The sequence below is a fragment of the Nitrospira sp. genome (assembly GCA_030692565.1).
GTDB lineage: Bacteria > Nitrospirota > Nitrospiria > Nitrospirales > Nitrospiraceae > Nitrospira_D.
On record JAUYAO010000042.1, the window covers coordinates 32,289 to 56,557 of the forward strand.

The window sequence follows — 24,269 nt, forward strand, 5'->3', positions numbered from 1 at the left end:
ATCCTCGAGCCGATAGGCTCCTCTATGCTACGGTGGGCCGGCTGGTTTATCCAAGCAGATTCACGAATATCGCTTCGTACCGCCCAGAGGCCACTTCCCATTGGAAATGCTGTCTCACGGTTTCATAACCTGAGCGAGCCAGCCGTTCCGCCAGAACAGGATCGGCCCAGACCTTGCTGATTGCATCACACAGAGCTTGGGGGTTCTCGGGTTCTACCAAAATCCCGTTATGACCGTCTTCAATAATTTCCGGAATCCCGCCGACGGCCGACGCCACGACCGGCTTCTTGCTGGAAAACGCCTCCAATATGGCAATCCCAAACGGTTCAGCGCGGGAGGGCAAGACCAGCAGCGTACATTGGCGCAACAACCTCTTAACGCCGATTCGGTCTTGCGAGCCCAGGAATTTCACCTTCTGCGTCAGACCCAGCTGCGACACGAGATCCTCAAGCTGCCCTCGAAGAGGACCGTCTCCAGCCAGCCACAATTCCATCTCAGGGTGCGTCTGCCCGAGGAGTCGGAAGGCCTTGATCAGCACATCGACCGCCTTCCGGGGCTGAAGCAGAGCAATGCACAAAACAAATCGCCCGCCGGGCAGCGCGGCCCGCTCTTCCTCGTCAAACTCCGCAAGGTCGACCGCATTATGAATGGCCGACGACGTGGCACGGAGTCCGGGGAACCTTGTCAACGCGGCATCCAGCGTGCTCTTGGAGGGAGCGACAAGCCAATCGGCGGAGTTGATCAGGACTTCAAGCGCCTTTGGATACCGCGTTTCCGGCACTCCCTTTGGAAACAGATCGCCGCCATGCACCGAGATCACCAGCTTGAACCGGCAAAAGGGACGAAGCAATGAGAAGTAGACCCCGGATCCAATGGGGTAGTGAATGTTTACGATATCGATATTGTGTCGAACCAGTACGGTGTGGAGTTGACGAAGGGTATGGAAGAGATAAAAGGCAAAGCCCAAAACAGATTTGACTGGGGATTCCGGGACGAAGGGATTCCGAAGATTGAGTTCGTATCCCGGAAAGTTCCACTTCGTAATGGTCGCCTTCAGCGAATGTGCTTCCCCGGGATGAAGGAACCAGACATGGTGCCCGGCCTTCTGCAGCTGGCGAGCCACATTCCCCACGACCGAGGCCACGCCGCCGACCTCTTGATCCCATGGGACGACTAACAGCACATTCATCGGCGCTCTCCGCCCGGACTTTTCGGAGAGGTCTTTATCGCAGCAATCGTTGACTCCCACCGTTGGATCATCACGTCCAAACTGAATTCCTTGCGGGCAACCTCCTGCCCGCGTAACGCAATGTCGTACAATGTCTCAGGATTGCTGGCAAACTCCGTGAGACGGCGCGCAAGCGTAGCAGAGTCTGCTTTGGGGATAAGGGGCAAATCGGCAAGTGCGGCGACTTCGATTGCACCGCCGCTCCCTGTCGTGAGCACCACACAACCGGCCAGCATAGCCTCAACCATCACAAGGGGAAGGCCTTCCTCCCTGGTACTCACAAACACCAGAATGTCATGGGATTTGTAGACTTCCGGCATGCGATCGTGCGGAACCTTCCCAAGAAAGGTGACGGCTTCAGTCAAGCCCAACTCCTGAGCACGCCTTCGGATGCCGTCAAGATAGTCGCCGGGATTATCCCCGGCCACTGAAAGCGTCAGGCGGGACCGGAGCTGCGGGGGTATTTGCCCAAAGGCTTCCACGGCCGTATGCAACCCACGGTCTGGAGTAATTTGCCCCGCATAGAGAAGTCGTATTGGGCCTTCCATGCCATGGCGACGCACAGGGGCAAGAAAACGGTCAATCGGCACGCCTCCAAAAATAATTTCCGACGAGGGGAAGGTGAGGCCGGCATCGCGGTACAGCATCCGAAGGAATTCGCTGACAAACACCATGTGACGTGGTCGGTTCGGGAACTGCCTGGTCGGGATCCCTTCGCAGGCAATCTGTCGTTCCCATCTTCGCCCCAACCATCTCAACAACGGCTGTATCGGCTTCGGCCCCCAACTCCCGTCCCACAGCCCTTCCCAAAACGGCGCCGATTTTTCTCCGGCCGCGCCATACTCGTTGATCATCCACGGGTGTTCGATCCAATGAATATCGGGGATATGCCGTTCTCCAGGCATCGGCAGCAAATTCATTGAGAGCCCGTTCATACTCCACCAGTTCACAATGTCCGGCTTGAACTCCGACACAATCTTCGCAAAGCGGCGGGCATCCGCAAGCTGCCGCCTGGCCTGCATCAGCGTCCAAGGCCGACCGGGAGACTGCGGCCCATACGAATAGATATCGAGCCACCGGTCCACTCGGACCCCCTCGATTTCCTCCGTGGGGCGGGGAAATCTCCCCGAGGAATCCATCGGCATGCCGTAGACACTCGTCAGCACACGAATCTCATGCCCACGCCGCTGCATGGTTTCGGCCACTTGCTTACATCGGACCTCGTAACCTCCCCGATAGTGCGGAGGATAGAAATTGCTGACCATCAGGATCTTCATGGCATATCCATCAATCCGTTTATCTAGGCGTCACGTCTACCCGGGTGCCCTTTTCTCCTGACGGAGACGCGGGCAGATGGTCCGTCAACAACCCCGCAGCCAATTGGCTCAACCGCTGATTGAATAGGTCCGGTCGAAACGCTGCGCTCCGTTCACGGGCCGCTTGCCCCATGCTTTGGCACAACGATTCGCTGCCGGCTGCACGATTCGAATACTGGAGCAGGGACTCGGCATCCCGGCACAGGAAGCCGCTCTTCTCATGCTCAACGATTTCCGGCTGGCCTCCGCTCATCGGTACCAGAGGGACACAGCCGGCCCCCATGGCCTCGACGGTCGCAATTCCGAAGTGCTCCATCCGTTCCGGCGGGACATTGGAGTCACCGCCAAGAGCCGTCGCATGCCAATAGAGCTTGGCCCTCGCCAAATAGGTCCATACGGTCTCCCGGGAGGCATTCACGACAAAGCTCACGGGAAGATCTGCGGCAAGGGATTTAAGCTTCTCGAGATACGCCAGATCTTGCGGCAGATCCGTACAGAACCCGATCAAGCACAAGCGCCAATCCCTTCCATTCATGGACACAAACCTCCGGAACGTTTCCAATTGCAGCCCATGATTCTTCCCATCGGTCACGATGAACCGTCCGAGCGACACGATGATGTTTTCTTTCTGGAGCGAGGTCGTGTTCACCGCGACAGGGGGATAGAGCACCTCGGCCGACCGCTTCCACCGCCGCTGGATCCACGACGACGTAAACTGAGAATTGCCGATCACCGTGCGATAGCCTCGCATACGCCAATGCCAGAGAGCTAAATAGCCCTGTGTCCTGACCCAGCGACTGAACGCGCTTCGCGCAGCCCATCCCTCCGTACGGGAAAGCTCCAGGCTTGGATGCCATTCAAAAGGAAAGTGGCAATAGACCATCCCCTGCCTGGCCGCACAAAAAGGCGGAACGCCGTGTCCTGAATAAATGAACAGGTCGTACGGCTCCGTGAGCCGGCGATCGAGCTCCAGTCTTTCCCGCACATAGCTGGGGGTGAGCCCTGGCAGTGAGAACGTCCCTAACGAATCCGGAACGATCCGCTCGTTGACCCGGCTCAAATCAAGCCCGAAGGCTTCAGCTAACCCCGCAACTGTGTATCCTTTTCCGCTATGTATCACATCGACCGAATACATCCGCGACAATTGAGCCGCCATGCTGGCCACGACCAACTGACTCCCGCCGAGACGCAGTGAGACATGATCAAAAATCCCCACGCGAGCCGGTCGGGCTCCGGCGAGAAGGCTGCGGCTGGAAGGAATCATCGCGTCACTCAGAAACCCACCTCACAGAATGGCAGCTCAGATAACCATCTACGGCTGCGACTGTTTCTTGCCCGCCCATGAAGGCAGAGGCCACGTCCCTTTCAATGACTCGGCTCATTTGTTCCGCTTGGCGAGTTGTTCTGCCACTGGTTCGCGAAAACATTGCGCAACTGCGAGGTTACCCTTGGGAGCGTAGTGACGACGGGGCATGACACGGTCAGCAAAAGGAATCGGCGTAAGACAGTCGGTGGGATCGAGAAAATCAAGCCCCGCAGAGCGCAGGATCTTCACCCCGAGAGGCGTGTAATCGAGGATATCCGAGTCCTGCATCCAGCTGGGGAAATGCACCAGAATCGGAACCGCCCCATCGGCCTTCGCCTGCTTTGCAAAGGCCTGAAAGATTGCCCCGTTGACCTCGCGCATCGCGGCGTCCGACACGTCGGGCCGCAGGTCCTCCGCCATCGGGTACCAGGATTCCAGCCATCGGAACAGATAGGATCGAGTGGGAATGGTCCACGCGGGACGATCCCATTCCCCGTTCACATATGAACGGTCCCATTCAATGTAGGGCAATTCATCGATAGATTTCGCCGAAAAAATCTGTTCCGGCGGAGGCAAAGGGACATTCAGTAGCGTGAGCTGCTGATCCCGCATCACAAAGCGAGGCGCTGCGTATGGAAAGGTCGCAGTGGGAAACGTGAGCGAAGCATATACGGACATCGTTCGTACTAAATCATGATCGACAAACCCGAAAATCACCACATCCGGATGCCAGGCGCGCACGTCTTGCAGATACCGCAGGTAGGCCTGGCCTGTGCCATAGGCATTGACGCCAAAATTGAGCACCTGAACATCAGGCCCCAAGAGCTTCTCCAGTTGATACCCCCAGGTATCCTCATAGGCCACCTCATCCCCAAACGTATAGGAGTCCCCGATCAGGGCTATCCGGATGGTAGGATGCCGATCGGCGAAGGCGGTCCCAGGGCTTGCACTCCTAAGTCCCTCAGCGCTGCTGAAGTAACTCACTCCCTGATCATTCTGACTCCGTCCGGAGCCGATGGTCCAACCAAGAGTCTCATTGAACAGCATGTACGAGGGCTTCCCGAGCTTGCTTCGAAACGACCCCTGAAAGTGGCCGACGACTTTGCTCCATTCCCGCGGCAGCAGGTAGGATTTCCCCCACATGTCGCCCATGGTCGTCTCAACATAAAGCGCCCGGATCGTCCCTTCCCCGATGATGAAGAGCAGGAAGACTGAGACCAGGTTCATGGCAACCGTCAACCGAGCCGACCGCACGTCGGCCTTGGCAGGCCCAGCACATTGGCGGCGCATGATCATTCCGGAAACCAGGAGCCCGGCTATCCCGGCTAGGCACACATATCCTGGCCGGCTATTCAGAAATGACAAGAAGGTGGGCTTTCGCGAGACAATGTAAGCTGTGAGCAGGATGAGCAGCAGCGAGAGTTCGGAAAGATAGAGCGCTCCCAAAAGCCAACCATCTACACCGAACTCCTTCCCCGCCAGAGGCTTCTCATCGACGGTAGGCCAATCAGTTTTAATAAGTCTTAGCATGTCGTCTTTTCTCTTTGAACGAGCGAACGCCATCACACACTTGTCACAATGGGCCCCACGCCCTGTGGTCAATTTGAGGCGGCGAATCCGGCTCTCCGGAGAGTCGAACGTGCAGGAGGTCTATCAGCACAGCGATAACACCGGCGCCTGCGGTCCAACACTTAGGTCCTAGGCGATTTTCCTCGATTCACAATAGGGCTCTTGCCCTCGCAGCAGATCGATTGTCCGATCCGTCGCCCGGCCCCACGAAAACCACTCGGAGGCAAGCGTGAGGGCGCCCTTACGCAGGCGCTCACGCAATTCCGGGTTCTCCATCATCAGCAGCATGGACTGCGCCAACGCATTCGGGTCGTTCGGTTCGCACAGCAGGACATTTTCCTGATGAACGAATGCCTCATCCAACCATGGGCCGCTCGTCGCAATCATGGGCAGGCCATGAGAGGCCATGGACGAGAAGGAACTATTGTTCAACTGGACGCCTTTTACGAAGGTGAACACGCCGGCATCCGCCGCTCGCAGATACAGCGACCCATCCTCGCTATCCGCATTAAAGCTCCCCGTCCAGACGATCTTGGGTTCGACGTTTAACTCCTTGGACAAGGCATACATCTGCTCAACATAAATATCTTCCCCGTTGTAATTCAGGTCGAACTTCCCCCCGACAAACAGGAGCTTAGCCTGAGGCTTCAGACGCATCACAATCTGAAAGGCTCGCAAGAGCGTCTCCACGCCCTTAGCCGGATAAATATATCCCAGGAAGGCAAACACGAAATCGTCCGGCTCGAATCCAAGCTTCGCCCGCTGCGATTGACACGCCTCTTCTCCGACTGCACAGATCCGCATATTCGGAGGCGGGGGAATCAACGTCGTCTTCCCCCCGATGTCGGGTCGTTCTTCAAGCAAGATCACCTGGTGCATTTTACAGAGGACAATCAGCGAATCACTGTCGCGCATGAGCGTGCCGAAGTTATACGATACCCCGCCCCTGCCGGCCCATTTCTGAACCACATACTTCCGGAATACTCGCGAGACCAATGACATGCGGGAAGGATCGGAGCACGCACGCACATTCTCGAACCGTGTCACAAACGGCACATGGGGAAGCAGCTTTTTCGCGATCGTCGGAGTAAAGGTGATCATCGGATGATAGTGGTACATCACTCCCAGGTACATCAGATAAATCGCATCGGGCGCGCAGCGCTTGAGAAACGCTTTGAATCGTGGAATCTCAGCCCAAGACCACCGATCCATGATGGGGTGAACCGTGATGCCGGGCTCCCCGGTTCCTGTGCACCCCTGCGACGTGAGCACATGCACATCCAGCTTCCGATCCGCCAACTGCTTGCAGAGAAAGTACGTATTGGTGGCCTCCCCTGCGTGGAAAGGCGGATAGGCTGCTGAAATGACCAGAACCTTCATATTGCTTCCTCCAGAGCCGGACAATCGCGGCATTCCTTTCAATACTGCGGACAACAAACGAATAGGGAGCCACCTGCCTGCACGGCTGATCGCCCTCGTCGCCGGGCAATGGAGCCAAACATCCTGTGCTCCGGCCGGCTGATGGCTCAGCAGCCTGACAAACGACGTTTAATGCTGGCGGACCCCTCGACCGGACCAAGCAGCATGAATTTCTTCGAACACTGTCCTGAGGTCTTTCGTGATGTCCCAACCGGGATAGTGGGACTTAATCTTGCTGAGATCGCTGATGTAACAGATATGATCCCCTTCACGATTCTTCTCCACGTAATCGTACTGCATGCTTTTTCCAGAAATATCCTTAATGAGATCGAACGCTTCAAGGATCGAACAACTGTTCCCTCTGCCTCCGCCGAGGTTATACACTTCTCCGCACCGTGGCGCCGCGATGAAGGCATCGATGAATCTCGCCACATCGAGCGAATGGATATTGTCGCGAACCTGCTTTCCCTTGTATCCATATATGGAGTACCGCTTACCTTCGATATTGCATTTGATCAGATAGCTGAGAAAGCCATGGAGTTCGACGCCGGAATGATTGGGGCCGGTGAGGCAGCCCCCGCGCAAACAGCAGGTCTTCATCCCGAAGTATCGGCCGTATTCCTGCACCATGATGTCCGCCGCGACCTTTGAAGCCCCGAACAGCGAATGCTTGGACTGGTCTATCCGCATCGACTCCGTGATACCGCCGCGATCCTTCTGATCCCCGTACTCCCAGCGAGTGGCCTGTTCAACGAGCGGAAGCTCGTTCGGAGCATCTCCATAGACCTTGTTCGTAGACATGTGCACGAACGGCGCCTCCAGGACGTGCCGGCGGGCGGCCTCCAGCAAATTCATGGTCCCGACGGCATTGGTGTCAAAGTCTTCGAACGGCATCTTCGCAGCCAGATCATGCGATGGCTGGGCCGCCGTATGCACGATCGCATCGGGACGCACCGCGACAAGGAGATCGAGCACACCCTTGCGATCGCGAATATCGAGCTCATGATGGACGAAGTTCGGAAGTTCTGCCTGCAGCCGCCGTTGATTCCATCGCGTATCGCCGCTCGGGCCGAAAAATTCGCTCCGCCCATTATTGTCAACACCGTGGATGGTCCACCCGTTGGCAGCAAAATACGTACACACCTCCGACCCGATGAGGCCCGAGGACCCCGTCACAAGCATTTTTTTTGCATTTCCCATTATAGGAGCTCCATTGATTGTGACTCAGCACCGGTAGAACCTTGACCGTCTACCTGCATCCAACATCAGAGCAGTCTCACCCCAAGAGACTTGCCCCGATAGAATACGACCCGATTACGTATAAAGAAACATTAAGAAACATTTTGCGCATGAAGCAGAATCGCGCTCTTGCGGGAAAGATCCTGCCCCTTCCCTCCTCACCTCTGTCCAAGCCTCACAACAGTCACTGATTGGAAACATCTCCCACCGATTCTAGCAGATCAGCGGGATTCACCCTCCGATTGCTTTCATTTCTCACGGCCTCAAATAAAAGGGCTGGCGATCCCCCCTCTACCCCGCGGTCCTCAGCGTCGTATCCTGCCGTACTCCGACTGCTTACCATGCCCCTCTCACACGACGCCCTTGAGGGCTCTGCCTCAAAGCAGAGACTTGTATAGCGCAGCGTACCGACTGGTCTGGAGTGCCAGCGTGTAATCCTCTAGAGCAACCTCGCGGCTCTTCCTCCCCATCGATTCCCGCTTGGCGGCCTGCTGTAACAGCTCCTTGATAGACGCCCTGAGCGCCGTCACGTCATAGCGAGGCGCCAGCAAGCCGGTCACGCCGTGCTGGACCATATCCGGCACCCCTCCGGTCTCGAACGCCACCACCGGAACCCCGCAGGCCATGGCTTCGAGAACGGTGTTCGGTGAGTTGTCGTACAAAGACGGAACGACGAACACATCGGCAGCATTATATGCGAGCACAAGAACCCGATCGTCAGTTACATATCCTAAATGCGCGTGCGGAATCGGGGTCCCGAGCTCGGGCTTCCCGATACCCACCGACACAACACAGAGGTTCTTCACATCGGAGAGTCCGGCCAGGGCTTGCGCCAACATGGGAAACCCCTTGTACGGCATTTCCGCCATGACTGCGATGAAGAGCAGAATCGTCGCATCCTGCGGAAGGCCGAGTATTTCTCGAGCAAACCGGCGATCGCGCGGGGCAAACATGTCCGTATCGACGCCATTGGGAATGATCGTGACCGGAAACTTCTGCAGAAACGGGTGATTCGCCAGGTTTCCCTTCATCCACCGATTGAGCGCCACTAAATGCAACCGACGGGCCTCTACCCCGTCAAACGTCTTCTGCTTGCGCCGCCACACCTGGGAGGACAAATCGTCCTGGTTCGTGGATCCGAGCTGAGGACAAGCCCCGCACCCGGTCAGAAAGCGCCCGCACCCCTCATCGACATGGCACCCTCCGGTAATGGGATTCATATCGGCCATCCGCCAGACCACGGGAGTTCGCTTCGGAACAGCGGAAAACCACGCTTCATAGTCGACGTATCTGGCGATCCAATGAAGATTCAGCACATCGCAAGCCGGCAGATGTGCGACGACATCGCTTCCAAATTCGCTGCGGTCGTCGCTGAAGATTTCGAAACCCGCAGGCCGCGACGCGGCGTACCGGGCAAAGTCGCGTGTGATCTGTTCGCGGCGGATTCGTCGCCGGACACGGCTCGCCCAATCCATTGACGCGTCGAATGCCGTGACATGCGGATCCTTGCTTCGCCGATTGGCCACAAACATGGACGAATCGTGCCCCATTTTACGGAGTCCGGTGTGCAGCCGATGGGCGGCTCTGGCAGCCCCGCCGCTGATGTCCTCCGTGGTCACATGGACGATTTTCATATTCGCCCCTTGCTGCGCAAACCGGCGACCCGCATCAGCACAAATCCTTCCAGGTGAACGAGGGTTTCCTCGTGCAGGCCTCTTCGATAAACACAAGATGCCAGAGTTGAAACATCAGCGCGGCCCAGACGTGGACGGCAAAATCCGCCCGGCCTTCAAGATGCGGCGCGACATAGCGGTGATAAAACTCCGGTCGCAACAAGCCTTGCTTCGTCAGCCGATCCGGCGCCAGCAAGCGCTCCGCCAGCGGGCGAAGAGCCCCTCGCAACCACAACCCGATGGGGATCGTGAACCCTCGTTTTCGCGCCGTCAGCAATGCATGAGGGAGCAAATCGCTCACGGCGCGCTTGAGCAGATACTTGGGATCGCCGGTCTTGGTCCGGATCGAGGGAGGAATGCGAAACACCAATTCGACGAGATGGTGATCGAGGAACGGGGTTCTCGCTTCAATGCTATGCGCCATGGAAAAACGGTCCGTCATGAAGAGAAACTCTTCAGCCAGTTGCGTTTGAAAATCCACCACCGCAAGGCCTGTTCGAAGATCTCGCGTGCGCGAGGCGTCGTAAATCTGCTGCAAATACTCAGCGGTACTCTGACAGCGCTGGCCGTCTTGGTCGCACCGCACAAATTGCTCCGTCCGTCCGTCGGACGCGCAGTCCAGATTGGCGCGGTAATACGCCCCAAACGGGGTCTCCAACAGACCGGACAGCTTGGAGAAGAGCCTGCCGCGCCCGACGACGGGCCAGGACGCTGGAAGGCGATGACTGACGGCCCCCAGCGGACTCGCGCACATCGCAAGCGCCCCGGCGCCGCCCCTGGAACGCTGACGAAAGGTCACTGCGGCATGCAGGACCGGATCATCCTCAAAACGCCTGAACTTTTCATAATTTCCAAACAGCTCGTCGCCCCCCATCCCATTGAGCCCGACCTTCACATCCTTGCTCATCTCGCGATAGACGTACCAGGCGGGAAGGCCGCCCCCGTAGGGCTCATCCAAATGCCACACCATCTCGACGAGATCGTTGAGAAGGTCTGTGGGATTCAAAATAAGCTCGTGATGCAGAGTGCCCCAGCGATCAGCCACTTCGCGCGCCAAATGCAATTCGTTCCAGGCCTGCTCCTCCGCGCCCGCAAACCCAAGCGAATAGGTGCGCACTTGGGGGAAGCCCTGCTCCGCCAGCAAGCCGATGATGGCCGATGAATCGATCCCGCCGGACAACGAACAGGCGATCGGGACATCGCTCAACGTCCAGCGGCTCACGGCGGCGCGAAGTTCCGAACGCACACGTTCCGACCACTCCTGGACATCGTGGTCTTCAAAGCGAGTGCCGTCGATCTGCCAGTACTGACTGAGCGTGAATCGATGGTGCTTCAGATCGTAGACAAAGGAATGGCCGGGCGGAACCCGAAATACGCCGTCGATGATGGCCTCAGGCCCGGGCACATACAGTACCTGCATGAAATGCGAGAGGGCCTGGAGATTGACCGTCCGCGACCGCGCCAGCGGCGAGACCAGGAGGCTCTTGAGCTCGGAGGCGAAAACAAACGAACCCTTCTCGATGGAGTAGTAGAGCGGCTTGATGCCCATTCGATCGCGGGCGCCGAACAGCCGGTTGCGGCGTTGATCGTGAATCACAAACGCGAACATGCCGTTCAGATCGTCGACCATGCGCTCGCCCCGCTCCTCGTAGAGATGGAGCAGCACTTCCGTATCGGAATGGGCCGTGACGAAGGTATGGCCGCGGGACTCGAGATCCGCTCTTAGCTCAGGCGCATTGTAGATCTCTCCATTGAAGACGATCCAAACAGACCCGTCCTGACTGCTCATGGGCTGATGGCCGCCCGCGAGATCCAGGATACTGAGCCGGCGCATGGCAAGAGACACGTCCCCCGCAGGGCTGGAATAGATCCCTTGATCGTCCGGCCCCCGATGAACGATCATGCCGTTCATCTCCTGAAGCCATACCGCCTGGTGCGAACCCGCGACACCGACAATACCGCACATACGTGATCTTCCCCTCTCAAACCCTGGGCATCGTGGTCATGCCGTACCGGAAACCCGCACGACACTCAGAATACCGGAACGGAGCACAGGCCGCCGATCCCGATTCGAAACGACCGAGCCCTCGCGCCTAGCTCATGGTGTGTTTGAGCGAACGATAGATGCGATGCACCCACGGGAACAAGCGCTTTCCCCTGTCCAACGCGGATGCCTTCATCGCGTAACCCAGCGTCGCCAGCACGCGTCTGTAATAATCTGGAATGAACGGCATCGCAAAGGCCGAGCGCGCCCATTCGGCGGGCGATTCCCGTTCCCGGTACATCGTGTTCCATCGGTCGAAGTTAGTCTGCCAGATCATCTTCACAATGAGCCGTTTTACCTCACGATATTGATCCGGGTGGCTGCGTGCGTACTGAAGAAGGACGGAATCGGAATCGAGAAAGTTCAAAAATCGCCGGCTTCCCTGAACCAGAGCCCGGTAATTGCACGAAAATCCCATGCTTGTCTCATAGGTCCGCTTTCGAAATGTGCATCCTGTGCTGAAAGCGACCGCCCGCCCCAGGCATAACTTCAAGAGTAACGCGTCGTCGATTCCGTTCCCGGTCGGAAAAAACGGATAGCCGCCGCGCGCCTTGATCTCGTCAGTGCGGGACAGAATCGTCGCAAAGGTCTCAAACTTGTACAAGCCTTGGCACCAGGCCGTGACAAAGTCCTCGCCGGACAGGATCTCGGGCACCACTTCCACCGATTTGCGTAACACTCGGCCGCCAGGATCGACCGCCTCCTGTTTGGAGATGGCGACAGCCGCGGAGGGATGCCGCTCAAGGAGCGCGACAAGGTCGGACACGAAATTCGGACTCATGTCGTCATCGTCTTGGAACAGGATGAAATACTTGCCTGTGGCTTCCTGAACAATCTGATTGAAATGCTCACTGACGATCACCGTTTCCGGGTTCCGGCGGAACCGGCACGGCCGCGGATAATGACGGGCGACAAGGTCGGCCACCGTGCTCCCGTTCATGCCGTTGTCGGACACGATGCACTCGATCTCGGGGTAGTCCTGGGCAAGAACGACGCGGAGAGCCTGAGGGATAAACTCCAGTCGCTTGTAGATCGGTATGCCGATGGTTACCAGCGGAATCATGCCATTACTCCCGTCACTTACACGCTCTCCCCCACATCAACCGACAAGACATCTCCACACTGCTGCAGCCAGTCCACCGGGCAGCCGCCGGCGAGTCACCGATTCACACCCGGGCTGCAATCGACTCGTTACCGCCCTTTAAGGAGAAACGCTTTCAGCTCACCGATATTCTTCATCTCCGCCAGTTCATTTCCCTTAAACCGCACCCCAAAAGCCTGCTCGATGCTGAACATGAGATTGATATGCGCCAGCGAATCCCATTTCGGAATGTCGCGCGCGGTCGTCTCATCGGTCAGCGCCAGCTTCTCGTCGTCGAAGACCTCGCGAAACAGTCCTTCGAGCTGTTCATGCACCTCCATCCGCCACCTCCCACGTATCCACGGTCTTGATGAACTGATTGACGATAGGCCCCCTGGCAGGTAAATCGTAGCTCCACGTCGCTCGCCCATCGGCCCGGCTCACCAGATCGAATCCCAGCTTGGCATAGGCATCTTCCGCCATCGCATTCTTCTCGCTGGGCACATAGGCTCCCCGCAACGACGTGCAGCCCAGCGCTTCGGCCCGCCGGCACACATGCTCCATGATCGTCGCCTCGACGGTACGCCCGATCACTCGACAACTCATCAGCCAGGTATCAATGTCCAGCACCGTCCCCTCCTGCAGCGCAATAACCAGCGCCACCAGTCCATGGTCGGCGAAGCGATCCCGCAGCCGCAAATACAGATGCACGCACGTGTGATCGCTGACAAAACTCTCCAGCTGCGGCATCCCGTGGCGCTTCGTGGTGAGATTAAACTGATTGGTCTTGCCGATCAGCTGGGCGATTCTGGGCAAATGCAATGCATCGAAGGGGGCCACGATCGCCTGCATATGCAGGCTGTGATAAAACTCCTCGATGGATCCCGCCGTCGCTTCAAGCTCCCGGATTTGCGCCCGGGCCCGGTATTGTTCGGCCCGCGCGGCATCCTCCTGCGTATACGAACCGGTTTCAAACGACAGGCACTGCGACAGCGCTCTGACGTAGTACGAGGCGTCGTCAGGAAGCGGAACCACCTCCACCTCGGGGACAAACTGCCTCATCGCTTCACGTTCGACCGGGTTATCATCCACGAATACCAGCGCATCCAACCCTATCCCAAGCTCTTGTGCGATTCTGCGGATATTCTGCGGCTTTGGTTCCCAGTTGGCAACAAAGACCGCGATATCGTCACGTTTTAAGCGCATCTCCGGATGGTGCTCGAACGGCTGCAGCGCATCGGCGCGATTGTTTTTCGAGCAGACCGCCAGGATCACACCCTTGTGCTTCAACTTGAGGATGTACTCCTGAAAGGCGACAAACGCTTCGCCGTCGACCCCGTTCCCCAACTTGATGCCGGCCAGCCCTTCTTCGGCGATCACGCCGCCCCACAGCGTATTGTCGAGATCCAGGACGAGACATTTCCGGCTCAATCCCAGATCGGCCCCGATGACCGCCGCCGTATGGCGGGCGAGCACCGGGACCGCTTGCAGCGCGACGGCTTGTTTCGCCAGATGCCAGAAGCGGGGATCAAACCACCGCGCTTTTCCCACGAACGATGCGAGCCGCTCGCAGTCGACGATCGATACCGCATTGCCCGCTGCTTCGCCAAGCCCGGCATTGACGGCCTGCGCCATCATATAGCGGGACCCCGGAAGGCGCGCCGCAAGATGGCCCGCCGGCACGTCGCACGGCAGCGCAAAATTGTGCTGAACGACCCTCGCCCGGGAACGTTCCCTCACGGTTCGCCAGAGCGCGGTCCAGCGCGCCACTTCCGCGCGAATCGATTCCTGCGGCGCAGCGCTGTACTCCGGGAGCCGCAGATCTCCCTCGTGCACAGCCAGCACCACGAAGTCCGGATCGAACGCATAGAGGCGGCTGTTCGGATCGATGATCTCCTGCTCATATTGCCCGTACTGGCTTTCCTGTACCTCAAGGCGAATCCCCCGTCGGCTTGCCGCCAAACTCAGCATCTGGCCTAGCTGAGCGGTCGTATAACTTCCGAGGAGCGCCACCTTGGCGGAACGGAGCTTCGGCCCGGATAGGTTCGCATAGCGCTGCACCAGCCTGCCGGCCGTCTGCCAGGAGGTGAAATCGTCTTCGGCATCGACCACCGTCAGCGCCCAGCGGCAGGCCTCGGGAATATTGCCCAGCTCCTCGTAACTCCGCGCGAGTTTCAAACAGAGCCCGGCCTGAGGCGGATCGGAGAGCGCTTCGAGGTAGAGAGGAATGGCCTCCCCGGTCTTGCCGGACTTCCGCAATTCATCGGCGCGGGCCATAAGCGCGGTCGCATCGCGTATTCGGTCGTGTGAATGGTCAGACATGATATGCGCCGCAGACGTGCGGCCTCCTCACTGAGGGAGAGTACTACGAGGATCCTCCCTGACCTAGCATTTCCTCATCTGGATCATGCGGGGCGCCTCCACAAATACCGTCGCCCCGGCCGGAACATTCGTCGTAATCACGGTATTGGGGCCGATCTTGGCGCCATCTCCGATGGTGACCTTGCCAAGAATGACAGCCCCGGCGCCGATATCGACCCGGTGCCCGATCTTGGGCCCGTCCTGAAACCGTTCCCAGGTCACCGCGCCGATCGTGACGTTTTGACGGATGATGCAGTCATCTCCGATGTGGCCATGGGGATGAAGCACGATTCCGCTTTGATGCGCAATCCGAAACCGGCGTCCGATGACCATGCTGCGGGGAATCTCGATTCCGTAGTGATTTCTCACATACCGCCAGAGCACTCGATAGAGCAACAGCACGCTCGAACGCAGCAGCCCCTCGCTTCGTTCCCACCCCCAAAATCCCAGCCGGTGCACGGCAATGGCTCGAAACCCCGGCTCAGTCCAGTCTTTCTGATTGGCGATCCAATCCTCATGGATCTGCCGGCACAAGTCTTTCAGAAGATCGTATTGTTTCATCATGCCCCTGCTTACCTGCCAGAGCGCGATGCGCTGCTGGTCCTCACCTGCCTACACTCCGACTGAAAAGGCCAACCCGGCACCACGCGGCCTCTCCGGAAGTCCCAACCCTGCGCTCGGGAATCTACTTCACGCTCCGAATATGATGCGTAGGGGTGACTGGTGCTTGCACGAGGGGGGAGGCCCCGGTCTTGTCGGCGTGCAACCGGAAGATCGTGTCGATCGCAGACCGATAGACCTCCGTCCACCGTTCGCGAGTATGGTGGGTCCGAGCCGAGTCCCAGGCGCCCCGGGCCATCGCCTGCAGCCTGTCGCCGGGAGAATCCGCGATTCTCCGCACGGCCGCCTGGATCGCGCGCACCGAGGAGTTCGGCAACAACACTCCAAAGCCAGCCACATCAACGCCACTTTCATAATTGACGATTGGAATCAATCCCGCATGCATCCCGCCGATCACGGACCCGCTTCTGGCTTCCGATGCGGACGCGGAAAGGATTCCCACGCAGCGCTCCGCCAAAGTCATAAACCGGGCGCTACTGAGATCCGTCCATCCCTCGGTATGAATATTGGGCGTCTCGTACAACTCTTTGTAGTAGGCCTGCTCGAAGGCCTTTTCATGCTTGATCGGCCCGCACACCGTCAGATGACAGTCCGGCATCCCGGCGAAGGCTTCCAGAATCAAGTCCAACCCCTTGAGGACAAGCCCTCCGCTGTTGATCCAGAGAAAGTGATTGCGACAGCCCGCCCAATCCTTGCTGTCAGGCCACGGATACAGCACCGGCGCCGCGACCGGCACAGGAAAGATCCGTTTCCCCGCATATCGAAACGTCTCAATGCTGAACCGGTTTCCGTTCATCGTCGCATAGTCTGCATGTTCGATCCCGAGATGCGGCTGCTCGAATCTCCAGGGCTTCAGCGTCACACCCCGGCGCTGCTGCAATTCGAGCAAGCGCCGGGCCTCCGCCGCGTTCTGGAAGAGCGGATGCGCCGTGTCGATATGCAACACTTTGATACAGTCGGCATTCAGCACGGGGGCCAGGCGCTCAAGATTCCAACGGGTATCGACCATCAGCGCATAGTCGCGCCTGGGCCAAAAGGTCTTGTTGTGAAAGTTGATGACATCGACGCCATACCCGAGGTCTAAAAACGTCTGGGCCATCTGAAGCGCTACCCAATAGTGATGGTGATCCCTCGGGATCGGCTGCCCCGGAGGCAACAAAAAGGCCTTGACCACGTGGGAGAGCAACACATAACCTTTCGGTGGCCCCTTCGGTTCGAGAGACACCAGGGCTCGATTGAGAATCTCCTGGCCCAGATTCTCCCGGGCCTGCAGTGCCGCAGCCTTGATGACACTCCCCAGGATATAGAGCCGGGAGGATTTCACCGCAGAGATCAGACTCGCTCTGTTCATTGGAGACTGAAAGAACGTCATGACTCCTTCACCGCCTCTCCGAGGCTATGCACCCCGTCCACACAGGCCATCCATTGCCCATCGCCCATGCAATGGGCATCAACGTGAGACAGACTTGATCGGTTCCAACCTCTACCCTCCGAAGAACGAAGGGGGTCCGGACTACAAGGGATCTCGCTGTACCGCGTCGGGGTCAACTCCGTAATTAAGAAGGCCCGGACGACGGGTCCATGGCCCGGCTCGCGGACTTGCGCAAAGCGTACCAAACGGCCTTCATGCGCCACGATCCTTCCCGCCAGTCTCATGGCAGAGGGATGCGCGAGGCCGATTGGGCTCTGCGGATGTTCTCCCCATGACCCCAGCAACTCGTCCGCCCAGTAGAGCCGAAGGGCCTCGCCCGTTTCCCCTGCATCGGACACCGTAAAGAGCCACCACTGGCCCCCATGGCGGACGATCGAAGGGGTTGCAAACTTCCCTCGCAGCAGAATTCCGGCCAGCGCCCAGCGAACAGGGAACTCAAACGCCTTGTAGAGGCGCAGCATCCCCGCCTCAATGGTCTGGGGAAGCATGTAGTAACCGCCGTTCCACTCGAACAGGTAGGGGTACGACAGAGGGTACGATTTGGCGAGCACAATCCGGCGATAGGTCCAATGCTTGGCGTCATCGCTGGTCGCCCACCCGATCTCCCCTTTTTTCGAGTCGCGATTGAGCACTTCAAATAACATGTGCCAGCGTCCGGCGACTTCCAGCATAAAGGGAGCCCTGACGGAGGCGGCCCGGCAATCCCCAACGTCCTGCGCCGTGAGCGCCGGGTGGGTCATCCCCGCCTGATCGAGATCCAGGGGAGACGGCCCGGCCAGCATGCCGATCGACCACCTCTGCGCGCCGGCAACAGGAGCTTGAGCCTGGCGGCAATAGAAGTCCCGCAACCGCTGCCATACCCCTGAGAGGCTTCTCCGCAGCACTGTAACCTCCATTCCCGCAACCCCATTCCCGCAACCCATAGTCCAGCATCATTTCATGGAAATACATTCCCGGCCACTGGAATCAGCCGACACGTTACTCTGTGTTCGCAACAACGCGGGACAGACCTGCACGTTGACCGAAAAACCGATACGGCGAACCCATTCGGCCCCCACGCACAGCCCTCCGTCTCACTCTCTTGGAGACTCAGATAGCACGACGCTGTCACAACCCGTGCCTAACAAGGGCGACCATGCTCCCGTAAGATCTCTCGAATAGTCTGCCGGTAGACCCGCGAAAAGTGTTCACGGGTATGATGCGCCCTGGCATGCTCCCAGGCGCGGCGCGCCCGCTCCTCCAGCATCGACGCCGGCATCTCGGCGATCATCCGGACACCGTCTTGAATATCCTCTACCGATACGCCCTTGAGGAGTCCACCGAAATCGTGCACATCGACACTGGATTCGTAGTTGACGATCGGAATGAGCCCCGCATGCATGGTCTCGATCACGCACGCGGCGCCGCCTTCCGAGCAGGACGTGAACACATGCGCGATACAGCGATCCGCAAGATCAAGGAACTCCCGGCTGTCGATATCGATCCATCCGCGCAGGTGAATATTCGGGGTCTCGAACAGCTCCTTACGGTACGCCGCCACGAAGTCCGGCTCACGTTCGACCGGACCGCAGATCGTCAGATGATACTCGGGCATCCCGGCAAACGCCTCCAGCACGAGGTCCAGCCCCTTGTGGACCATCCCATGACTGGCAAACCAGAGGAAGTGCCGCCGGCTGGCTGAAAAGTCTTTCCCGGCCGGCCAGGGACAGAGCCGCGCGGCAGGGATCGGGATTCGATAGATCGGCTTGCCCGCGTAGCGATAGGTCCCGATCGTGAAGTCATTCGCGCAGACCGTGGCGCAATCGGCATGTTCAATAGCGAGATTGGGCCGCTCATATCTGATCGGTTGAAGCGTGACCCCTCTCCGCCGCTGCACATCCAGCAACCGACTGGCCTCCGCGGCGTTCTGAAACAGCATGTGGGCCGTGTCGATGTGCAGGATCTTCAGGCAATCCCGGCCGAGCAGCGGGGCAAGCCGCTGAAGATTGTATCGCGTGTCGATGATGACGTCATAGCCCGTCTTCGGAAGGAAATCGTGATTCCCGAAGCTGATGACATCCACGCGATAGCCCAGCTCCAAAAATGTCTTGGCCATATCGAGAGCCGTCCAGAAGTTCGTATGCGTGTTGGGAATAGGCCCGTCGGGGTCGAGTAAAAATTCGCCCCGGATGTGCGACAGCAGCACCGTCCCTCGAGGCGCCCCCTCAGGGAGGAGAGACGTGACCTCGCTATCCCCCTGTTCCGCCTCCTTGACGATCTGCGGCAGCCGCCAATAGATCGCTCTCGCGAGTCGATAGGCCTTAAACTTAGTGAGACGGCGCCTTAGGGTGGGAAACATACTGACCTCTTCGTCTAGAGCGGTACTATGTGAGGTAAAGCAACATCGGCTGATGATCGAGGAGGGATCGTCTGAGCACCCACTTCAGTCCCTTGCAAAGCGCGAAGAACGGCCTCCCCAACCAGGCGATGCCCGGCGACGTTGTAGTGGTTCGAGCGCCGGAACGGAAACAATCCGACCGGATCCGGATGACCGGCGAAGACCGGATGGAGATCGATCAGCGGCAGCTTCAGATCGGTGACCAGCCGAAGCACCCGCTCTCGATTCTTGTTGGCAGCCTCCGGCTTGGCATAGCGCTCCCACTGCGGCAGATACACAAAGTACAGCTCCCCGCCCCACCCGTGAACGGTGGCCATCGCCTCGACCAACACGTCGCGAAACTGCTGCATCTTTTCATCCGGTACCTCTGCGGAGAAATACAGCTCGCTCGCGCGTCTGGCATCGACCTCCTGCCGTCCCGCGCGCCAGCGCGTGACTATCTGCCGGACATGATGCAATTTGATCGTCTCTTCCAGTCCGATTTTCGCGCCCAGCCCCTGCCGGGTTTGCTCGATGTAGGCCTTCAACGCCTGATCGAGCTTGTCCTGCCGATCCCACAGCGACTGGGTGTATCCTCCCGTCAGATATCGCCTGAGAAGCGGGCTATGCCGTTCATGCTCCAGATCCTTCAGATCGTTCCCTTCATAATAGAACCACAAGACCGTTTTCGACCGGACGCGAGCCCCGTACTCCTTCAACGACGCCAGCATCATAAGCGGGCCGTTGCTGTCCATGCCGAGATTAATGGTCCGCGGATGGCGAGCCCGGATCACCCCCACGAAACTGTCCTCCGTCGGCACGCAGGCGCCGTGCGTGAACGAATCTCCTACCGCGACGACCGCAGGCCGGTCATCATTCCACACACCCGGTGGATTGTGAAATCCACGCTCGCCGCTGTGGTACGTCACGTACTCTCCGCTCTCGTTACAAAACACGGTGAGCACGTCGGCGACACCGCCGAGGGGCAAGGTTTCCTCGCCGTCGAGGGACAAGGCTCGAAGCGTCTTCATCGCATCGGGATTGTCCCAGGTCAGAACGGCATGGGGCACGACTGCCGGATACGCGGCACGCCCCTCGCGTTCGAGATCTGCAATCACCTGCAGCTTGTCCCGGCGGTCGAACGAGGGCTGCGCGATGGAATTCTCTTTCAGTCGCGCTTGAGTCGATTCCGGAGTGGCGTCATTGGGGAACGTGAGCCAGCGATTCCGCTCGAAATTCTCGCGGGCCGAGGCCGTCACGGCTAGAAGTAGCTCGCCCGCATACAACGAAAAGAGAGAACACAGAACCACCAGCGCAAGGTTGATCTTCGCGGCAGGATTCAGCCAACGGGTTGCAACCAAACCCAACCCGATGACGGCCAACCCGACGTAGTGCGGAGCCCACCCGTGGGTGGCTCCGAGATAGGCGACGAACAGAATCAGGCCGGTCCCGATCCCGGACAGAATCCAGTCGGCCGCGCGTGCCAGATGCGTCATTGATGCTCCTTTGCCTGTTTCCCAAGCCACATTTTCGACGGGTGTATATTATCAAGCAAACTCGCGGTTTTCGTCCACCCGTCGACCGCGGCAATCCATTGCCCATTGTCCAGTCGATGCGCATCGACATGATGCATCCCCTGCTGATTCCATCCGGCTCCACCCGGACCCAGAATGGCGCCCTGCCCCAGCGGCCGTTCTGCATATGTGGTCCGGCTCAATTCCGTGATCTCAAACGCGCGCACTTCCGTTCCATAGTCCGGAAAACAATTTTGCGCAAACCGGACCGGACGACCGTCGACCCTCACCATACGGCCGGCCGGCCGCGCGATATGGGGATTCCACTCGACGATGGGGCTGCGCGGATGCTCCTCCCACGGCCCCAATAAGTCGGTCGCGGAAAACAGCCGCAAGGTGTCGCACCGCCCCTGGCTCGACTCCGCCCACATCCACCACCGTTCGTCGTCACGCAGAAACGAGCAGTCGGCGTACCCATGCCCTCTCAGCACGGTTCCGATACAGTCCCATAGATCCGGAAACCGGCGCGCCCGGTACAACCGGACTTCATGAGCCCGCACCGATTCCGGCACCATATAGTACTCCCCCTGCCATTCGAACACGTAGGGATAGGAGAGGTGATACGGCTCGGCCAGCACGACCCGCTGATACGTCCACGTGAATCCGTCCGGACTGGTTGCACAGCCGATCTCTCCATGGCTGCGCCGGTTATACAGTTCGAAGAACATGTACCAGGTACCGGCGACGTGGATCATGAACGGATCGGCCACCATCAACGCGCACACATCGGTCACATCGTCACGTGTGAGAACGGGATTCTTGACGCCGGGGGCCGGCGCCAGCGCCGCAGGCGATGCGCCGGCATAGATGCCGATCGACCACAGATGATACCACTCATCGCTCGTCGTTGAGTTGGCGGCGTGCGCCAGATTCGACAGCGACTGCTTGAGAAAACCCCTGATGCCCATATCCGCAAGGCTCCCTACAGGTTGATGCCATTCTCACGGGCGCTGTACCACTCGACGGTCCGTCGCAGGCCGGCATTGAGGGATGTCGACGGCCGCCACCCAAGCCTCTGTTCCGACTCGATCGTGCTGGCAACACGCACCGGCTCCAGGGGCCGATCCGGCAGGGCTCCGAACACCGGCTTTACGGACGGCTGCATGATCGCGACCAGCTCTTCGACGATGGTACGGACAGACACACATGTTCCGGACCCCAATTCGAGCGTGCGCCCTTCAAGGCCGGGGGTGTGCGCGGCGGCCAGAAATCCTTCGAGCACATCGTCCACATAAATCCAGTCGGCTTGCCAGAGGCCGCTGGCGAGCTGCGGCGGCACTCCCTTTAACAGCGACCCGATGGTCGCAGGGATCAGCTTCTTACGATCCTGCCCCGGTCCATACGTCATATACGTGCGGAGGATCACGGTCGGAGTCCCGTACAAGGCCTGAAACATGCGGCCGTACCCGCTCGCCGCCCACTTGGCCGCGGCATAGGGAGAAGCGGGGGTGACCAGCCCCTGGCTGTCATCCGGCTCCATGAACGATCCGCACAAGATCAGACGACGACAACCTATTTCCGTGACGGCAGCCAGCAGGTTAACAGTACTCGTCAGGAGGCTGTGGAAGGTCGGGAGGACGAATTCTTTGCCCGGCACCGCCGTCACCGATCCGGCGAGATGATAGACGATGTCCGGCCGTACCTCAGAGACAAGCCGGCGGGCAACGTCGATATCCGCCAGATCTGCCTGCCGCCAGCGCGGCTCGGATTCATGCGGCGCCCGCTCGATACGCGAGGTGGCATGCACCTCCGCCCCGCATTCCACCAAACGGCGACAGAGATGGCTTCCGAGAAACCCGCTCCCGCCGGTCACCAGCACTTTTTGTTGTGGCCAGAACGCATTTACCATTTTCAATCAAGACCTGCTCAAGTGATAGGAAACAGCTGTTCAGATTCAGATCCCTGGCGTCTGTCCCCTATTCATCGCACCACTGCGCCGACGGGTTCCCGTTCCCCGGCATCCGCCGGGGATACGCCAGCTGCCGTGCCGGGACTCAAAACGGTGCCGGATTCTCATGATACTCGCCCCTGCTCACGCGCAGGCAAAATCAGATTGTTTCCCAGCTCCCGATCAGCGGACTCGGGCCGGAAACGCCCGAGTCCTCCCTCGGGATACCAGGTCATTTCTCCGAAAATCACCCTCTCTCCCATGGCATAGAAATCGACGCGGACAAACGGAAAGCCCTGCGACAACGTTCTGGCTGCCGACAACATCACATCGAGCGTGGCGGGCCGGGGAATCGCTTGTCCGCTTGAGGGATACTCCAAGCTGAATGGTAAGGGGCGCCACTCAATATCAAACAGATCCCGCTGGTGCTTCGTAAAGCGGTCGGTATCGACCTGGATGACTCGTGGCTCCCCGTTAAAACAAAAGAACTTAAAGTCGGCCGGCACATTTCCCTGCTCATCGCTGAGCAATCGCTCGCAAAGAATGCGTGGAGGAATATCCTTATAGGCCCATTCCCGTGAGCGCCAGTACTCGCTACGCCGCAGCCATTGGGCCAATTGGGCTCTGATCCTGGGCTTGTTCAGGCGCGATGTCTCCCGACAAAAGATATTCTGTCCCGATCCATGGTTTACCTTCAGCACATAGGACTCCGGCAACGTGTCGAATGGAATCGCGTTTGGATCATCCCAAACCCCATAGAGGTCGTTCAGGAAGGACGCTCCCAGACGGGCGGCCACATAGTCACGCACGGCATACTTGTCCGCGAGCTGCGTCATGACGGGATCGCGGCAATACCGGATCAACCAATGGATTTTTTCATTGAACGTGGCGGGCGCGGCGAGGTTTAAGCGGCGGCCGTGGGCTTGCTTGAATTGCGAGGCTTGCACATAGGCATCCGGGAGACAGGCCGAGAGCCACTGGCCGACGTCATGCGGCCAGTGGCGAATCTGTTGGCGGCCCTGATAGACCGCCATCCGAAGGCCGGCGGGGACCGTTCCCCGCACAGCGGATTTTACTCGTTCTATGAACGCGTCCATCATTCCCTTTTTCCCACCGACGACTCGCTGGCAGGTCCCCCATCGGCATTGGCTGGGGTCGCTCG

19 protein-coding genes are annotated in these 24,269 nt (G+C 58.9%); all 19 read right to left on the reverse strand.

The window, feature by feature from the left end:
• Nucleotides 1-46: 46 nt before the first annotated feature.
• A complete protein-coding gene (locus tag Q8N04_10900) occupies nucleotides 47-1,189 on the reverse strand; it encodes a glycosyltransferase family 4 protein (protein MDP3091179.1) in 1,143 nt (380 codons plus the stop codon).
• Nucleotides 1,186-2,505, reverse strand: a complete 1,320-nt coding sequence (locus Q8N04_10905) for a glycosyltransferase family 4 protein (GenBank protein ID MDP3091180.1) — start codon at nucleotides 2,503-2,505, stop codon at nucleotides 1,186-1,188. The genes Q8N04_10900 and Q8N04_10905 overlap by 4 nt, the downstream gene beginning before the upstream one ends.
• Before the next feature lie 19 nt (nucleotides 2,506-2,524).
• Nucleotides 2,525-3,808 (reverse strand): glycosyltransferase, encoded by a 1,284-nt coding sequence (locus tag Q8N04_10910; GenBank protein ID MDP3091181.1) that lies wholly within the window; start codon nucleotides 3,806-3,808, stop codon nucleotides 2,525-2,527.
• Between the two features lie 114 nt (nucleotides 3,809-3,922).
• Nucleotides 3,923-5,380 (reverse strand): SGNH/GDSL hydrolase family protein, encoded by a 1,458-nt coding sequence (locus tag Q8N04_10915; protein MDP3091182.1) that lies wholly within the window; start codon nucleotides 5,378-5,380, stop codon nucleotides 3,923-3,925.
• Nucleotides 5,381-5,548: 168 nt separating this feature from the next.
• Nucleotides 5,549-6,799: a glycosyltransferase family 4 protein gene (locus Q8N04_10920; GenBank protein MDP3091183.1), complete on the reverse strand. Its 1,251-nt coding sequence runs from the start codon at nucleotides 6,797-6,799 to the stop codon at nucleotides 5,549-5,551.
• 168 nt (nucleotides 6,800-6,967) lie between these two features.
• Entirely contained in the window at nucleotides 6,968-8,038 is a 1,071-nt protein-coding gene (locus tag Q8N04_10925; GenBank protein MDP3091184.1) for an NAD-dependent epimerase/dehydratase family protein, read from the reverse strand.
• A 416-nt stretch (nucleotides 8,039-8,454) separates the two neighbouring features.
• The gene (locus Q8N04_10930) at nucleotides 8,455-9,711 is read right to left on the reverse strand and encodes a glycosyltransferase family 4 protein (GenBank protein ID MDP3091185.1); all 1,257 of its coding nucleotides are present in this window, start codon (nucleotides 9,709-9,711) and stop codon (nucleotides 8,455-8,457) included.
• 34 nt (nucleotides 9,712-9,745) lie between these two features.
• Nucleotides 9,746-11,716: an asparagine synthase (glutamine-hydrolyzing) gene (gene asnB / locus Q8N04_10935; GenBank protein ID MDP3091186.1), complete on the reverse strand. Its 1,971-nt coding sequence runs from the start codon at nucleotides 11,714-11,716 to the stop codon at nucleotides 9,746-9,748.
• Nucleotides 11,717-11,843: 127 nt separating this feature from the next.
• Nucleotides 11,844-12,857, reverse strand: a complete 1,014-nt coding sequence (locus tag Q8N04_10940) for a glycosyltransferase family A protein (protein MDP3091187.1) — start codon at nucleotides 12,855-12,857, stop codon at nucleotides 11,844-11,846.
• Between the two features lie 128 nt (nucleotides 12,858-12,985).
• On the reverse strand, nucleotides 12,986-13,216 hold the full coding sequence (locus Q8N04_10945) for an acyl carrier protein (GenBank protein MDP3091188.1): 231 nt from the start codon (nucleotides 13,214-13,216) through the stop codon (nucleotides 12,986-12,988).
• On the reverse strand, nucleotides 13,203-15,197 hold the full coding sequence (locus Q8N04_10950; protein ID MDP3091189.1) for an HAD-IIIC family phosphatase: 1,995 nt from the start codon (nucleotides 15,195-15,197) through the stop codon (nucleotides 13,203-13,205). Before Q8N04_10950 ends, Q8N04_10945 begins: the two co-directional genes overlap by 14 nt.
• 63 nt (nucleotides 15,198-15,260) lie before the next feature.
• Nucleotides 15,261-15,800, reverse strand: a complete 540-nt coding sequence (locus Q8N04_10955) for a serine acetyltransferase (protein MDP3091190.1) — start codon at nucleotides 15,798-15,800, stop codon at nucleotides 15,261-15,263.
• A 121-nt stretch (nucleotides 15,801-15,921) separates the two neighbouring features.
• The gene (locus Q8N04_10960) at nucleotides 15,922-17,229 is read right to left on the reverse strand and encodes a glycosyltransferase (GenBank protein ID MDP3091191.1); all 1,308 of its coding nucleotides are present in this window, start codon (nucleotides 17,227-17,229) and stop codon (nucleotides 15,922-15,924) included.
• Nucleotides 17,226-18,173, reverse strand: coding sequence for a hypothetical protein (locus Q8N04_10965; protein MDP3091192.1), 948 nt, complete (start codon nucleotides 18,171-18,173; stop codon nucleotides 17,226-17,228). The genes Q8N04_10960 and Q8N04_10965 overlap by 4 nt, the downstream gene beginning before the upstream one ends.
• Before the next feature lie 236 nt (nucleotides 18,174-18,409).
• Nucleotides 18,410-19,627: a glycosyltransferase gene (locus Q8N04_10970; GenBank protein MDP3091193.1), complete on the reverse strand. Its 1,218-nt coding sequence runs from the start codon at nucleotides 19,625-19,627 to the stop codon at nucleotides 18,410-18,412.
• Nucleotides 19,628-19,641: 14 nt separating this feature from the next.
• Nucleotides 19,642-21,141: a hypothetical protein gene (locus Q8N04_10975; protein ID MDP3091194.1), complete on the reverse strand. Its 1,500-nt coding sequence runs from the start codon at nucleotides 21,139-21,141 to the stop codon at nucleotides 19,642-19,644.
• On the reverse strand, nucleotides 21,138-22,127 hold the full coding sequence (locus Q8N04_10980) for a hypothetical protein (protein ID MDP3091195.1): 990 nt from the start codon (nucleotides 22,125-22,127) through the stop codon (nucleotides 21,138-21,140). The genes Q8N04_10975 and Q8N04_10980 overlap by 4 nt, the downstream gene beginning before the upstream one ends.
• 14 nt (nucleotides 22,128-22,141) lie before the next feature.
• Nucleotides 22,142-23,068 carry an NAD-dependent epimerase/dehydratase family protein gene (locus Q8N04_10985; protein MDP3091196.1) on the reverse strand — a complete coding sequence of 309 codons (927 nt, stop codon included), beginning with the start codon at nucleotides 23,066-23,068 and terminating at the stop codon, nucleotides 22,142-22,144.
• 164 nt (nucleotides 23,069-23,232) lie between these two features.
• Nucleotides 23,233-24,207: an ATP-grasp fold amidoligase family protein gene (locus Q8N04_10990; protein MDP3091197.1), complete on the reverse strand. Its 975-nt coding sequence runs from the start codon at nucleotides 24,205-24,207 to the stop codon at nucleotides 23,233-23,235.
• Nucleotides 24,208-24,269: the final 62 nt, after the last annotated feature.

What these genes read in the sequence shown, in the direction of transcription:
- Q8N04_10960 (MDP3091191.1), bottom strand. Translation starts at nt 17,229, where the DNA reads ATGACGTTCTTTCAGTCTCCAATGAACAGAGCGAGTCTGATCTCTGCG.
- Q8N04_10930 (MDP3091185.1), bottom strand. Translation starts at nt 9,711, where the DNA reads ATGAAAATCGTCCATGTGACCACGGAGGACATCAGCGGCGGGGCTGCC.
- Q8N04_10940 (MDP3091187.1), bottom strand. Translation starts at nt 12,857, where the DNA reads ATGATTCCGCTGGTAACCATCGGCATACCGATCTACAAGCGACTGGAG.
- Q8N04_10920 (MDP3091183.1), bottom strand. Translation starts at nt 6,799, where the DNA reads ATGAAGGTTCTGGTCATTTCAGCAGCCTATCCGCCTTTCCACGCAGGG.
- Q8N04_10915 (MDP3091182.1), bottom strand. Translation starts at nt 5,380, where the DNA reads ATGCTAAGACTTATTAAAACTGATTGGCCTACCGTCGATGAGAAGCCT.
- Q8N04_10945 (MDP3091188.1), bottom strand. Translation starts at nt 13,216, where the DNA reads ATGGAGGTGCATGAACAGCTCGAAGGACTGTTTCGCGAGGTCTTCGAC.
- Q8N04_10985 (MDP3091196.1), bottom strand. Translation starts at nt 23,068, where the DNA reads ATGGTAAATGCGTTCTGGCCACAACAAAAAGTGCTGGTGACCGGCGGG.
- Q8N04_10955 (MDP3091190.1), bottom strand. Translation starts at nt 15,800, where the DNA reads ATGATGAAACAATACGATCTTCTGAAAGACTTGTGCCGGCAGATCCAT.
- Q8N04_10925 (MDP3091184.1), bottom strand. Translation starts at nt 8,038, where the DNA reads ATGGGAAATGCAAAAAAAATGCTTGTGACGGGGTCCTCGGGCCTCATC.
- Q8N04_10990 (MDP3091197.1), bottom strand. Translation starts at nt 24,207, where the DNA reads ATGATGGACGCGTTCATAGAACGAGTAAAATCCGCTGTGCGGGGAACG.
- Q8N04_10910 (MDP3091181.1), bottom strand. Translation starts at nt 3,808, where the DNA reads ATGATTCCTTCCAGCCGCAGCCTTCTCGCCGGAGCCCGACCGGCTCGC.
- asnB (MDP3091186.1), bottom strand. Translation starts at nt 11,716, where the DNA reads ATGTGCGGTATTGTCGGTGTCGCGGGTTCGCACCAGGCGGTATGGCTT.
- Q8N04_10975 (MDP3091194.1), bottom strand. Translation starts at nt 21,141, where the DNA reads ATGACGCATCTGGCACGCGCGGCCGACTGGATTCTGTCCGGGATCGGG.
- Q8N04_10900 (MDP3091179.1), bottom strand. Translation starts at nt 1,189, where the DNA reads ATGAATGTGCTGTTAGTCGTCCCATGGGATCAAGAGGTCGGCGGCGTG.
- Q8N04_10905 (MDP3091180.1), bottom strand. Translation starts at nt 2,505, where the DNA reads ATGAAGATCCTGATGGTCAGCAATTTCTATCCTCCGCACTATCGGGGA.
- Q8N04_10950 (MDP3091189.1), bottom strand. Translation starts at nt 15,197, where the DNA reads ATGTCTGACCATTCACACGACCGAATACGCGATGCGACCGCGCTTATG.
- Q8N04_10970 (MDP3091193.1), bottom strand. Translation starts at nt 19,627, where the DNA reads ATGTTTCCCACCCTAAGGCGCCGTCTCACTAAGTTTAAGGCCTATCGA.
- Q8N04_10980 (MDP3091195.1), bottom strand. Translation starts at nt 22,127, where the DNA reads ATGGGCATCAGGGGTTTTCTCAAGCAGTCGCTGTCGAATCTGGCGCAC.